General features: G+C 66.9%; 12 protein-coding genes and 2 pseudogenes. 9 read left to right on the forward strand and 5 right to left on the reverse strand.

Going from position 1 to position 12,735, the window contains the following annotated elements; genetic code table 11:
* Positions 1–278: 278 nt before the first annotated feature.
* Positions 279–1,043 carry an IS630 family transposase gene (locus tag DNK56_RS17965; RefSeq protein ID WP_274543577.1) on the reverse strand — a complete coding sequence of 255 codons (765 nt, stop codon included), beginning with the start codon at positions 1,041–1,043 and terminating at the stop codon, positions 279–281.
* Between the two features lie 106 nt (positions 1,044–1,149).
* Here DNK56_RS17965 and DNK56_RS17970 point away from each other — a divergent pair, with 106 nt between their 5' ends.
* Both DNK56_RS17970 and DNK56_RS17975 read left to right on the forward strand, forming a co-directional pair.
* Positions 1,150–2,313 carry an IS4 family transposase gene (locus DNK56_RS17970; RefSeq protein ID WP_111329449.1) on the forward strand — a complete coding sequence of 388 codons (1,164 nt, stop codon included), beginning with the start codon at positions 1,150–1,152 and terminating at the stop codon, positions 2,311–2,313.
* 551 nt (positions 2,314–2,864) lie between these two features.
* Entirely contained in the window at positions 2,865–3,170 is a 306-nt protein-coding gene (locus tag DNK56_RS17975; protein ID WP_158558450.1) for a helix-turn-helix domain-containing protein, read from the forward strand.
* Positions 3,171–3,396: 226 nt separating this feature from the next.
* Here DNK56_RS17975 and DNK56_RS17980 read toward each other — a convergent pair whose 3' ends face one another.
* On the reverse strand, positions 3,397–4,560 hold the full coding sequence (locus DNK56_RS17980) for an IS4 family transposase (RefSeq protein WP_111329449.1): 1,164 nt from the start codon (positions 4,558–4,560) through the stop codon (positions 3,397–3,399).
* 106 nt (positions 4,561–4,666) lie between these two features.
* Here DNK56_RS17980 and DNK56_RS17985 point away from each other — a divergent pair, with 106 nt between their 5' ends.
* Positions 4,667–5,431 (forward strand): IS630 family transposase, encoded by a 765-nt coding sequence (locus tag DNK56_RS17985; RefSeq protein ID WP_274543577.1) that lies wholly within the window; start codon positions 4,667–4,669, stop codon positions 5,429–5,431.
* 553 nt (positions 5,432–5,984) lie between these two features.
* On the opposite strand, the gene DNK56_RS17995 is transcribed toward DNK56_RS17985, so the two are convergent.
* Positions 5,985–6,752: a transposase gene (locus DNK56_RS17995; protein ID WP_111334259.1), complete on the reverse strand. Its 768-nt coding sequence runs from the start codon at positions 6,750–6,752 to the stop codon at positions 5,985–5,987.
* Between the two features lie 86 nt (positions 6,753–6,838).
* On the opposite strand from DNK56_RS17995, the pseudogene DNK56_RS18005 reads away from it, so the two are divergent.
* Positions 6,839–7,351 (forward strand): annotated as a pseudogene (locus tag DNK56_RS18005) (IS5 family transposase); the annotation flags it as partial.
* A gap of 596 nt (positions 7,352–7,947) precedes the next feature.
* On the opposite strand, the gene DNK56_RS18010 reads toward DNK56_RS18005, so the two are convergent.
* On the reverse strand, positions 7,948–8,346 hold the full coding sequence (locus tag DNK56_RS18010; protein WP_111335258.1) for a hypothetical protein: 399 nt from the start codon (positions 8,344–8,346) through the stop codon (positions 7,948–7,950).
* 751 nt (positions 8,347–9,097) lie between these two features.
* On the opposite strand from DNK56_RS18010, the gene DNK56_RS18015 reads away from it, so the two are divergent.
* A complete protein-coding gene (locus DNK56_RS18015) occupies positions 9,098–9,592 on the forward strand; it encodes an NUDIX hydrolase (RefSeq protein WP_111335256.1) in 495 nt (164 codons plus the stop codon).
* A 338-nt stretch (positions 9,593–9,930) separates the two neighbouring features.
* On the forward strand, positions 9,931–10,161 hold the full coding sequence (locus DNK56_RS36780; protein ID WP_446750437.1) for a DUF6191 domain-containing protein: 231 nt from the start codon (positions 9,931–9,933) through the stop codon (positions 10,159–10,161).
* 109 nt (positions 10,162–10,270) lie between these two features.
* Here DNK56_RS36780 and DNK56_RS18020 read toward each other — a convergent pair whose 3' ends face one another.
* Complete coding sequence (locus DNK56_RS18020; RefSeq protein ID WP_241989925.1) at positions 10,271–10,855, reverse strand: TetR/AcrR family transcriptional regulator; 585 nt, start codon at positions 10,853–10,855, stop codon at positions 10,271–10,273.
* 260 nt (positions 10,856–11,115) lie between these two features.
* Here DNK56_RS18020 and DNK56_RS36030 point away from each other — a divergent pair, with 260 nt between their 5' ends.
* The 3 genes and pseudogenes from DNK56_RS36030 to DNK56_RS36035 all read left to right on the forward strand — a co-directional run bounded on the left by DNK56_RS36030 (position 11,116) and on the right by DNK56_RS36035 (position 12,656).
* Positions 11,116–11,874, forward strand: coding sequence for an FAD-dependent monooxygenase (locus tag DNK56_RS36030; protein WP_274578637.1), 759 nt, complete (start codon positions 11,116–11,118; stop codon positions 11,872–11,874).
* A 67-nt stretch (positions 11,875–11,941) separates the two neighbouring features.
* A pseudogene (locus DNK56_RS36465) lies at positions 11,942–12,004 on the forward strand (FAD-dependent monooxygenase); the annotation flags it as partial.
* A 169-nt stretch (positions 12,005–12,173) separates the two neighbouring features.
* The gene (locus DNK56_RS36035; RefSeq protein WP_241989976.1) at positions 12,174–12,656 is read left to right on the forward strand and encodes a hypothetical protein; all 483 of its coding nucleotides are present in this window, start codon (positions 12,174–12,176) and stop codon (positions 12,654–12,656) included.
* Positions 12,657–12,735: the final 79 nt, after the last annotated feature.

Raw genomic sequence — 12,735 nt, forward strand, 5'->3', positions numbered from 1 at the left:
ACGACACTGTGAAGAGTCCGCCGAGGATCACCGCCACGACTGGGCCGTAGACGAAGTACACGACGCATGCGACGACAGCCCAGACCAAGAGAGGGAGGAGCGAACCACGCAACACTGCCCAGAACCTCACCTGCTCTGGGGCTCCAGGCAGGGTACGTTGACGCCACACCTCTATGTGGTTCCTGGTCGTACAGTTCTCACGCCGCATGGACCCATTACACCACTGGCTGGTCGCTGACCCGTAAGAAACGGCCTAGTGTCTTGTGATCCGGTTCGTGTCAGTTCGAGTTGTTATTGACGAGTTTCCTCACTCTGGTCGCGACGAGCCGGACCTTTGCGAGGATCTCGCCGGTGGTCGCGGTCCAGGTGAAGGGTTTCGGGTTCTGGTTCCAGGAGTTGATGTAGTCGCGGATCTGCTTGACCAGGACGTGGACACTGGAGAAGGTGCCGCGACGGATGGACTGCCGGGTGATGATCCCGAACCAGATCTCGATCTGGTTCAGCCAGGAAGAGCCGACGGGGGTGAAATGGAAGTGCACGTGAGGGTTCTTCTCCAGCCACGCCATCACGTCCGGGGTGGTGTGCGTGGACAGGTTGTCCAGCACGATATGGATCTCCTTGCCGGCGTGCGGTTTCACCACCTTCTTCAGGAAGGCCAGGAAGTTCGCCCCGTTCCGGTTCGGCTTGCATTCGCCGAGTACTTCGCCGGTGGCGATATTCAGCGCGGCGAACAGGTTCGTGGTGCCGTGCCGCACGTAGTCGTGGGTGCGCTTCTCGGTGGCGGCGAAGGCCACGGGCAGCACCGGCTGGGTCCTGTCCAACGCCTGCACCTGCGTCTTCTCGTCGACCGACAGGACGACAGCGCCCCCGGGCGGGTCCAGGTACAGACCGACGATATCGGCGACCTTCTCCGCGAACGCCGGGTCTTTCGACAGTTTGAAAGTGCCCGACCGGTGCGGCTTCAGGTTCTCCTCCCGCCAGACACGGGCGATGTAGTGGAAGGACACCTTGATGCCCTCGCGCCGCTTCAGGTGATCGGCCAGTGTGCGCGTGGACCCAACGTCGCTCGCTTAGTTCATGATCGCGTAGAGTCTCGGTCTTGTGCCGAGAGATCACATAGTTGGTGAGACGTACCCGGAGCGGGTCCGGATGGGGGTGCTGTCGCGTACGTTCACGCCCGAGCTGGTCGACTTCGTGGTCGATGAGGCGGGGGCGCGCGAGGAGCGGACCCGGTCGTTGCCGGCCCGGCTGATGGTGTATTTCGTCCTGACGATGTGGCTGTTCAGCGGTGACGGATACGGCCTGGTGCTGCGGGAGTTGGTGGAGCACTGGCCGCGCCGGGCGCGGGAGGTGTGGCGTCCGGCGCGCACGGGGTCTCTGACAACGGCGCGGGCCCGGCTGGGTGCGGGGCCGCTGCGACTGCTCTTCGACCGGGTCGCCGGTTGCACCGGCACTGCGGCCACGCCGGGGGCTTTCTGGCGCGGGCTGCGGCTGACCTCCATGGACGGCACACTGCTGGACGTTCCTGACAGCGAGGCGAACGCTGCCGCCTACACCCGTGCCTCCAACGGAAATCGGCCTGGACCGTACCCGCAGGTGAGGCTCCTCGCGCTGGTGGAGTGCGGCACGAAGGCGTTGATCGGTGCGGTCTTCGACTCCTTCGCCGTCGGCGAGCGCACCTTGGCCGCCCGCCTCCTGGTGCACCTGCGGGAAGGCATCCTGTTGATGGCCGACCGGGGCTTTCCAGCCTATGAGCTGTGGCGGGCAGCCGCGGTCACCGGGGCCGAACTCCTGTGGCGGGTCTCGGATTCCTTCACCCTGCGGCCGCATGAGGTTCTGGCCGACGGCACCTTCCTCACCCGCCTGAACGGGCCGCGCGGCGCCCGGATCACCGTGCGCGCCGTGGAGTACACCGTGGTCACCACCACGATCGGCGCGGACGGCGACAGTGAGGAGACCTCGGAGCTGTTCTGCCTGATCACCACGCTCCTGGACCCCGAGGCGGCACCCGCCGCAGAGCTGGCAGAGCTGTACACCGCCCGCTGGACCAGCGAGACGATCTTCAAGCACATCAAGATCGAACAGCGGGGAGGACGCACCGCGACCCTCCGGTCCAACAGTCCCGCCATGGTCGAGCAGGAACTGTGGGCCATGCTCTGCGTCTACCAGGCCGTACACGACCTGGCCGTGGACGCCGCCCACCACGCGAACCTCCCCGTCTCGCACATCAGCTTCAAGAACACCCTCGCCGCCGCCCGACGTTCCGTCGGCGCGGACTTTCCCCCCTCGGCAACTGGCCGCCAGGATCCGTGACATCCAGGCCGACCTGACCCGCGAGGCCGTCCGTCCCCGCCCCGGACGTGCCGCACCCCGCGCCACCAAACGCAGCACCACCGGATACCGCACCCTCAAACCGGACGAGCCCGCCACCACCAAGGTCACCCACACGATCAGCCTCTCGCTCTTCCCCGAAGAACGACGACCACGCAAGCCGCGGGCGAAGCCGAGACCCCTGCAACTCGCCCCGCAGGAAACGACGTCACCGACACTCAAAGACATGGCGACGGCCATCTAATAGAGCGACGTTGGCCTCGGAGAGGGCACCGACGATTTGCGTGTTCACGCGCCTTGTGGACGTCGTGAACGATGCCGGGCAGCCCAGATGCCGACGTGCCCACGAAATCCACGGACGGCGAAAGCACCGCCATGCGTCGGTAATCCATAAACACGTCTTGACCTAGTGTCTTGTGATCTGGTTCATGTCACCTGAAGCTCTTTGGTTCGTTGGACACTGTGTGAACCTCTCTTCGGAACAGGCCGCGGAATTGCGGACGTTGGCGGCGGACCGGCATGTGACTGCGGATGTGGCTCTGCGAGCCCGCATCGTGTTGTGGGCGGGCGAGGGCCGCCGCCGTAAGGACATCGCCGAACTGGCGGGGGTGTCCGCCCGAACGGTGGACCGCACCAGGACCCGGTACGTGGAGAACGGTGTGGCGGGCCTGGTGGAAAGGAAGCGCGGTGGCGGAAAGGAGCAGGTGCCGCCGCAGACCCGCAGCCGGGTGATCGCGCTGACGCGGATGACTCCGCCACCGGAATCGGGACTGTCGCACTGGTCCACGCGCAACGTCACTCTATTAGATGGCCGTCGCCATGTCTTTGAGTGTCGGTGACGTCGTTTCCTGCGGGGCGAGTTGCAGGGGTCTCGGCTTCGCCCGCGGCTTGCGTGGTCGTCGTTCTTCGGGGAAGAGCGAGAGGCTGATCGTGTGGGTGACCTTGGTGGTGGCGGGCTCGTCCGGTTTGAGGGTGCGGTATCCGGTGGTGCTGCGTTTGGTGGCGCGGGGTGCGGCACGTCCGGGGCGGGGACGGACGGCCTCGCGGGTCAGGTCGGCCTGGATGTCACGGATCCTGGCGGCCAGTTGCCGAGGGGGGAAAGTCCGCGCCGACGGAACGTCGGGCGGCGGCGAGGGTGTTCTTGAAGCTGATGTGCGAGACGGGGAGGTTCGCGTGGTGGGCGGCGTCCACGGCCAGGTCGTGTACGGCCTGGTAGACGCAGAGCATGGCCCACAGTTCCTGCTCGACCATGGCGGGACTGTTGGACCGGAGGGTCGCGGTGCGTCCTCCCCGCTGTTCGATCTTGATGTGCTTGAAGATCGTCTCGCTGGTCCAGCGGGCGGTGTACAGCTCTGCCAGCTCTGCGGCGGGTGCCGCCTCGGGGTCCAGGAGCGTGGTGATCAGGCAGAACAGCTCCGAGGTCTCCTCACTGTCGCCGTCCGCGCCGATCGTGGTGGTGACCACGGTGTACTCCACGGCGCGCACGGTGATCCGGGCGCCGCGCGGCCCGTTCAGGCGGGTGAGGAAGGTGCCGTCGGCCAGAACCTCATGCGGCCGCAGGGTGAAGGAATCCGAGACCCGCCACAGGAGTTCGGCCCCGGTGACCGCGGCTGCCCGCCACAGCTCATAGGCTGGAAAGCCCCGGTCGGCCATCAACAGGATGCCTTCCCGCAGGTGCACCAGGAGGCGGGCGGCCAAGGTGCGCTCGCCGACGGCGAAGGAGTCGAAGACCGCACCGATCAACGCCTTCGTGCCGCACTCCACCAGCGCGAGGAGCCTCACCTGCGGGTACGGTCCAGGCCGATTTCCGTTGGAGGCACGGGTGTAGGCGGCAGCGTTCGCCTCGCTGTCAGGAACGTCCAGCAGTGTGCCGTCCATGGAGGTCAGCCGCAGCCCGCGCCAGAAAGCCCCCGGCGTGGCCGCAGTGCCGGTGCAACCGGCGACCCGGTCGAAGAGCAGTCGCAGCGGCCCCGCACCCAGCCGGGCCCGCGCCGTTGTCAGAGACCCCGTGCGCGCCGGACGCCACACCTCCCGCGCCCGGCGCGGCCAGTGCTCCACCAACTCCCGCAGCACCAGGCCGTATCCGTCACCGCTGAACAGCCACATCGTCAGGACGAAATACACCATCAGCCGGGCCGGCAACGACCGGGTCCGCTCCTCGCGCGCCCCCGCCTCATCGACCACGAAGTCGACCAGCTCGGGCGTGAACGTACGCGACAGCACCCCCATCCGGACCCGCTCCGGGTACGTCTCACCAACTATGTGATCTCTCGGCACAAGACCGAGACTCTACGCGATCATGAACTAAGCGAGCGACGTTGGGTCCACGCGCACACTGGCCGATCACCTGAAGCGGCGCGAGGGCATCAAGGTGTCCTTCCACTACATCGCCCGTGTCTGGCGGGAGGAGAACCTGAAGCCGCACCGGTCGGGCACTTTCAAACTGTCGAAAGACCCGGCGTTCGCGGAGAAGGTCGCCGATATCGTCGGTCTGTACCTGGACCCGCCCGGGGGCGCTGTCGTCCTGTCGGTCGACGAGAAGACGCAGGTGCAGGCGTTGGACAGGACCCAGCCGGTGCTGCCCGTGGCCTTCGCCGCCACCGAGAAGCGCACCCACGACTACGTGCGGCACGGCACCACGAACCTGTTCGCCGCGCTGAATATCGCCACCGGCGAAGTACTCGGCGAATGCAAGCCGAACCGGAACGGGGCGAACTTCCTGGCCTTCCTGAAGAAGGTGGTGAAACCGCACGCCGGCAAGGAGATCCATATCGTGCTGGACAACCTGTCCACGCACACCACCCCGGACGTGATGGCGTGGCTGGAGAAGAACCCTCACGTGCACTTCCATTTCACCCCCGTCGGCTCTTCCTGGCTGAACCAGATCGAGATCTGGTTCGGGATCATCACCCGGCAGTCCATCCGTCGCGGCACCTTCTCCAGTGTCCACGTCCTGGTCAAGCAGATCCGCGACTACATCAACTCCTGGAACCAGAACCCGAAACCCTTCACCTGGACCGCGACCACCGGCGAGATCCTCGCAAAGGTCCGGCTCGTCGCGACCAGAGTGAGGAAACTCGTCAATAACAACTCGAACTGACACGAACCGGATCACAAGACACTAGGCCGTTTCTTACGGGTCAGCGACCAGCCAGTGGTGTAATGGGTCCATGCGGCGTGAGAACTGTACGACCAGGAACCACATAGAGGTGTGGCGTCAACGTACCCTGCCTGGAGCCCCAGAGCAGGTGAGGTTCTGGGCAGTGTTGCGTGGTTCGCTCCTCCCTCTCTTGGTCTGGGCTGTCGTCGCATGCGTCGTGTACTTCGTCTACGGCCCAGTCGTGGCGGTGATCCTCGGCGGACTCTTCACAGTGTCGTTCTTCGTGGGGTTCGGGCTCCGCCGCAGAGCCGGACACTCCGTTCGCTGCAGCATCTACGGTGCCGTGGGCGGCGTGCTCGACAAGTCCGTGGCCGGGTTCTGAGGCGTTGCGGCGAAGGCTGCCCGCGTTGTACGGGTGTGTTGACTGACGCCCAGTGGGCCTGGATCGAGCCTTTGCTGTCGGCCCGGACTCCTCGTAGAGGTGGTAAGGGCTGTCCCGTAAATGATCTCTGAGCCGCCTTGGGCGTGGTTGGCCGTTGTGCGGGCCGTGCGTCTATCCGGCGAGGGCGAGGTTGTGCATCCGGGCAATGCCGAGCATGGCGTGGTGGACTCCGTCGCCTTTGAGGCGGCAGTCGCGGAGGATCTTCCAGGTCTTCATGCGCGCGAAGACGTGCTCGACGCGGGCGCGGACCTGCTTGTGGGACTTGTTGTGTGCTTCCTTCCAGTCCGGAAGGTCTTCGCCCTTGCGTCGGCGGTGGGGCATGACGAGCCCGGTGCCGGGATAGCCGCCGTCGGCGATCGTGAGTGTTCTGCCGACGGCGGCTTTGGCGCCGGATTCCTCCCATGCCTTGCAGTCGTTGCGGTTTCCGGCAAGCGGCCGGCCCACCACGACGACCAGGCGGGTGTCGGCGTCGATGACGACCTGATGGTTGGTCGAGTACCGGTAATTCTTGGACTGCTCCGCCACCGTGTGGTCCCGGGTGGGGACCAGGGTGCCGTCCACGATGAGGACGGTGTCCTTGGCGAACCGCTTGCGGGGCTGGAGCGCGAGCATCGGCCCGAGGTGGTCGATGATGCGGTCCGCTGCCGACTTGGACACCCCGAAGAGCGGGGCGAGCTGGCGCATCGTCAAGTTTGTGCGCCAGTACGCCGCGACCAGCAGAGCCCGGTCCTCCAGCGGGAGGCTCCACGGCCGGCCCCTGCGGACCGCATCCGCACCCTCGCGCCGCAGTACGGTCACCAGCTTGCCGAACAGGCGAGGGCTCAGCCCGGTGAACGGGGCTATCCAGGACGGCTCCGACGCCGTGATCACACCAGCCACCGCAAGATCATCTCACCCGTGACCAGCAGTTACGGGACAACCCTTAGGTGGCGTGACCAACGGCGGGTCATCCAATGCCATCCCTTGGAAGTACCGCACGGGATCTCCGTGGATGGATCTACCCGCGGAGTTCGGTTCTTGGAAGGGCAACAAAGATCCACCTTGCATCCGATGGCAACTGTCGGCCTCTGGCTTTCTTGGTCACAGCGGGGCAGGCCGATAACGCGCCCGCCTTCATCGACGTGATGGCACGGATCCGAATTCCCCGTAGCATTGGACGTCCCTGCACCAGGCCGGATGTGGTTCTTGCTGATATGGCGTACTCCTCCAGAGCCATCCACGAGCACCTGCGACGACGGGGAATCCGGACAGTCATCCCGGTCCCAGCGGACCAGCGGGGGCACCGGCTCCGTCGCGGCAGCTGCGGCGGCCGGCCACCCGCCTTCGACCGTGAGGCATACAAGCAGCGCAACACCGTCGAGCGGTGCATCAACCGCCTCAAACAGTGGCGAGGAATCAACACCCGCTACGAGAAGACCGCCACCGTCTACCTGGCCGAACTCCACGTCGTGGCCATCTTCATCTGGTCAGCACGATGATCCGACAGAAACGGCCTAAGCCGGGTTCATCTCGATCCACGTGGAACCGATGCCCGCCGCCAAACGCCTCAGACCACCCGCAATCCACGTCGTCACAGTCCGACGCCCCCGCCTGATCGCGGGCACAGATGCCGCCGCTGGGTTCCCAGACTGCGGCATTACTATGTTTTGAGCGGACAGGCCGTAACACCGGGCGTTCTGACGTCTCAGCGGCTGCTGACCGTCGCGCTGGAAGTCTGCTACCAATGCCACCGCGCGTCCAGGGGCTCGTTGTCCTTGCACAGAACTGGGACTGGGTCCTTCGGTGGTTCTGCCCGGGCGGCGAACGCCCGTCGTGCTGCGGGTGACGGATGCGAAGGTTCGGCCTGCCGGGGCAGGTGATGTGGATGGACCAAGCCCAGCGAGATCCATTTGAGATGGGGCTCCGCTATGTGCTGCCTCCTATGGCGGGAGCCAACAGATGCCGGCCTGGTCAGAACTGCGGTCTCGCGCGCGATCCTCGATCTTGCCGGGCGACGGGTGGCTACCCCGGCGTGCCTCGGGTGGGCAGGGCCTCAGTATGGGGGGATCCTGCAACCCCAGGTGGGGCGTCTCTATCACGGCGGTTGGGGTCGGGGCTGCTGAAGAACGGTCAGGGCCTCGTCGATCTGGCCGAGGCCGATGAGGTAACCAGCCAAGTCATGACTGTTCCGGTCGGCATGCCGTTGAAGGACGGTGACGGCTTCCTCTGTGCGACCGGCATCGGCAGGAAGCCCGGCGATGTGCCCCGCCGCATACCACGTAACACTTTCGGGGTGGGCGCAGGTCCGTTCAACCGCCTCGTCGACCCCCGTGCGGGCGGCGATCAGCGGCAACCGTATCCAGTACAACTCCCACTCGTCCTCCTCCCCCCTGTGCTTGCCGTCGAGAGCTTCGAGGTGGCCAGGCCGTCGCAGGGATGGGGCGAAGTCGCTGAGCCGCTCCGTGCGTTTCCGCTCTTGCTGCTGACCGTCCACCGGAAGCCAGTCCGGCCATGCCACAGGCTGGTATCACTCTCCCGTGTCGAGGCCAGCAGGTCCGCCGCGTAGAGACATCGCCGTAGGGCTGAAAGCAGCTGGCGGAAGCGTAGGTGGGGTGTAGCCGATGCAGGGGCGGGGACCGATGAATCGGCCCGCCCGTCGTGTCCTAGTTGCTGGGCGCCGGTGTGGGCATCCCCTCGGCCGGGACCCCCTCTTCGGTCGCCGCGAAGGACGGGTGGACCTCGCATTCCTCTGGCATCTCCTCGGAAGGAACCGCACAGTTCGAAGGATCGACTGCGGGCTCGTTCTGGGACACCTGCTCCTGCTTGGCCCCGTCCTTCGTGGACTCCGAACTGGGGGATGCAGGCGTGTCGCCCGAAGAGGCTGAGCACGCAGTTGAACCCAACAGAACGAGCAGAGCAACGGCGGTGGAAGCGACAGCAGTGCGGATACGCATGAGAAATTCCCCCCAAAAGCAGACGTACTGGCACGGCGCTCGCCAGTCGATCAACCATGCCACCGAGCGCCGCGTTGGTGACGTGGAAAATGTGAAGCAATCGTGCGCACAGCTGGCGGGTACGCGGCGAACAGACAGTCGACATCCCCAGACCGCTGACACGCACGCGGTGAGCAGCCCCCTGCGGTGCTAGGGCTCTGGCTCAGCTTCCTTGGTCGGTATCGGTGAGCTACTGGGCTGGGGCCTGTTCAATCACATCGCGCCTGGTTGCACGCCCGCTAGCGTGTCCGGATGCCGTCTGTGAAACTGCGTCATTCAGTCCGCGCAATCATCCTCGACAAGGACGGGCGAGTCCTTCTCTGCCGGTTCGCGATTCCAGAGCCGACGGGAACCGTGGTGTGGGCCACTCCCGGCGGAGGGATCGAGCCGGGTGAAACGCCGCTTGCCGCGCTGAGCCGCGAACTGCAGGAGGAGGTCGGGCTTGCCGTCCCAGCCGATCCGCCGCACGTTTGGCACCAGGAAGTTGTGGCACCCGGACATGTCGAGGGATACGACGGCGTCATCAACGACTATTTCCTCGTACGCACTGCCGCATTCAAGCCGCGCGGAACCCTGTCCGACGACCAGCTCGCCGCAGAGTGCATCAGCGGTCTGAAGTGGTGGCGCCCTCACGAAATCGCGTCCTATGCCGGTTCGGACCTGTTCTCCCCGCGCGACCTCGCGTCTTCCCTGACGACGCTGATCACCGCCGGTACTCCGTCCCGGCCGATCCGGCTCGGCCTGTGAACAGGCACTTCCTGCATGGAGAGAGCTGGGCTCGCTTCCGCAGGGGCAAGGCGGCAACGTGAGGCGGCCTGCCTTCTAGAGACTTCGCCGTCACTGTGGTCGCGAGCTCCCGCACTATGGCCGGCGCTGGCAGGGATTCGCACTCACAGCGACGCGGCCGCCTCCGGGTATCGGACGAGTCTTCGTACCGGGCATCGGCTCGCATCGTTGGCCGGGTCATCGACAACGCTTCCCGGTGGTCGGCAGACTGTCGGGAAGACAGACGCCGACGCTGGAGGCGACGTCCTTTGCTGTTGACGATCGGCGGTGTCGCCATCGCCCTGTGGCTTGTCCTCTTCATGTGGGTCGGCCGGCGTCGGCGCAAACATGGCGGTGGTGGAGCGTCGGCTGTGGAGACATGGGGCGAGCTCTTCCATCCATCGCAGCGTCATGTCCGACAAGAGCGGGAACGCCAACTCACCTGCCGAGACGACGCCGACTCCGGTGCGCCGCCCAACTCTGTCGACTTCGACTCCGGCAAGGCGTTCATCCGCCTCGGGCAGGGACGCGCGAGCAGGCCCGACGCGTAGTTAGGTCACCGGGTGGGCGCGCTGTCCAGGTTTGCCGTGTCCGGCGTTGTGCGTGCGAGGGATTCGCCGAGGGCCGCCACCGCGTCCGTGAGCTGGTCCATCGCATCGGTCAGGGAGCGGACGGGTCGGCCTGCCAGGCGACGAACGCGCCGTCGAATCCGGCGATGGCGAAGTAGTCGAGGCGGTCGGCGACGGCCTGGGCGGTTTCGGGGCCGTAGGCGGCGAAGGAGTCGGCGATCATGCGGTTCATGTGGGCGCGGCCGTCACGCCGCACCCGCGCGATGATCGCCTCGACCTCGCCGGCCTCCGCCGCGTCCATGACCTCGGCGTTCATGACCAGGATCAGGTGCAGCCGCAGGAAGTCGGGGTGGGCGAGGAAGACCTCGCCGGTGCGCTGGAGGTACCAGCCGAGCCGCTCGCGGACGCCGCGCTCGCGCGGTGGGCGTTCCTGGGCCTTCGCCATGTGCTCGAAGAACGCGTGCGCGCCGCGCTCCATCACCGCGGACAGCAGCCCCGCCTTGGAGCGGAAGTGGTGGTAGACGGCGCTCTTGGGCACCCCTGAGACGCGGCTCAGTTCCGAGAGCGTCGTCGCCGCGAACCCGCGCTCGGCCATCAGGTGGGAGGCGGCCTCCAGGATCTCGTCCCGTGAGCGCCGTCCCCTGCGATTGCCGCTCTTGTCGCTCCTGGGTTCCACGCACCGAAGCATACCCAGGGGCGTGACCGGGGCAGTCCGGAGTCTTTGTCCGGGTATGCCGGGCGCTCGCGTGCCGTGGTTCCGCAGGGCTCGGCGGCCGGCCGAACCCTGAAGCCTAGGCGTCCGGGTTCGTTCCGCACGTTGATTCTGCTGTGCGGAATCCGTCCCGTATGCCCTTGACCGGGCTGTTTGGGGCGTGTGACAGTCCCCACTATTGGACTGAACGACCGGTCCAAAACTTGGACGGCAAGGAGGCCGCCATGCCCCAGAACTTCGACGCGGACGTCGCTGTCATCGGCTACGGCCCCACAGGGGTCGTCGGTGCTCTGACCCTCGCGCAGCAGGGCGCGAGCGTCCTCGCTCTTGAGCGCGACAGGGACATCTATCCGCGGGCCCGGGCCGTCACGGTCAACGACTGGACCATGCGGATCTTCCAGGGCCTCGGCATCGGCGCGCGCGTCGAGAAGGTCATCGACCCGCAGCGTGCGCTGCGCTGGGTGACCTATGACGGCGACGAGGTGATGCGCATCGAGCACCCGCCGTCGACGCTGGGGTCCGGCCCGCGCTTCTACAACATCTACCAGCCGACCATGGAGAGCGAGCTGCGCGCCTGCGCGCAGGACCGGAGCGAGCTGATCTCGGTACGCTACGGCGCCGAGGTGACGGAGATCGAGCAGGACGACTCCGGCGTCACGCTCACCACCACGGACACCGCGACCGGCGAGGTCACCCGCTACCGCACCCGGTACGCCGTCGCCGCCGACGGCGGCAGCAGCGCGACCCGGCAGCGGCTCGGCATCCCGCTGCTCGGCGACACCGGCGAGACGACCTGGGTGGTCATCGACTGCCGGTCAAGCGCTGGTGGCCCGACCGCGACTTCCTCACCTTCTGGACGGACAAGGAACGCCCGGTCGTCGACATCGCCCTGTCGGCCGGCAACCACCGCTGGGAGATCCCGCTCAAGCCTCACGAGACCGAGGCCGACTTCCCGACCGCCGCCGAGGTGTGGCCGCTGCTGAAGGCGCTGGGGTGAGTGAGGACGACGTCGAGATCCATCAGCACGCCTTCTACCGCCACCACGTGCGCATGGCCGAGACCTGGCGCTCGGGGCGCGTCTTCCTCGCCGGTGACGCCGCGCACCTGATGCCGCCGTGGGCGGGTGCCGGGATGCAGACCGGGATGCGCGACGCGCACAACCTGGCTGGAAGCTGGGCCGCGTGCTCGCCGGACGGCTGCCCGAGTCCTGGCTCGACACCTACGAGGCGGAGCGCCGCCCGAACGCCGCGTTCTACACCTCGCTCGCGGTGCAGCTCGGCCGGTGATCAAGCAGGAGATCTCCGACGACGAGCGCGCCGCGCTGTCCGCGCCGCCGCCGCAGGACCTGTGCACGCCGTTCGAGCCGCCGCTGACCGCACCGCCGGTCCTGGAGGCCGGCTGCTGCGCGGCCCGCTCGGCGACACGAGCGTCGTCGGCCGGATGGTGCCCCAGCCGGTCGTCGGCGACACGGCGGGCCGGATGGCGCGCCTGGACGAGGTGCTGGGCGACGGGTTCGTGCTGTTGGCGACGACGTCGACCCTCGACGCTGCTGAGCGAGGAGGAGCGCCGGCAGTGGGACGCGCTCGGCGCTCGCTACCGGGCGGTGCGCCCGCGGAGCGCGTACACCGAGGGCCCCGACGAGCTGGTCGACCTGGAGGGCGTGCTCGGGCCCTGGCTGCGCCGGTACGGCGCCCGCGCGGTGGCCGTGCGCCCGGACCGCTTCGTCGCCGCCGCCGACGTCAGCGGGCTCGCCGTCCCGGCCTGAGCCCGCCACCACACCCCGACTTTTCGAAGGAGAGCTCCCCATGAGCGGAGTCAAGGAACTCGCGTACGTGGTCTACGAG

It is taken from the genome of Streptomyces sp. AC1-42W (genome assembly GCF_003248355.1).
GTDB lineage: Bacteria > Actinomycetota > Actinomycetes > Streptomycetales > Streptomycetaceae > Streptomyces.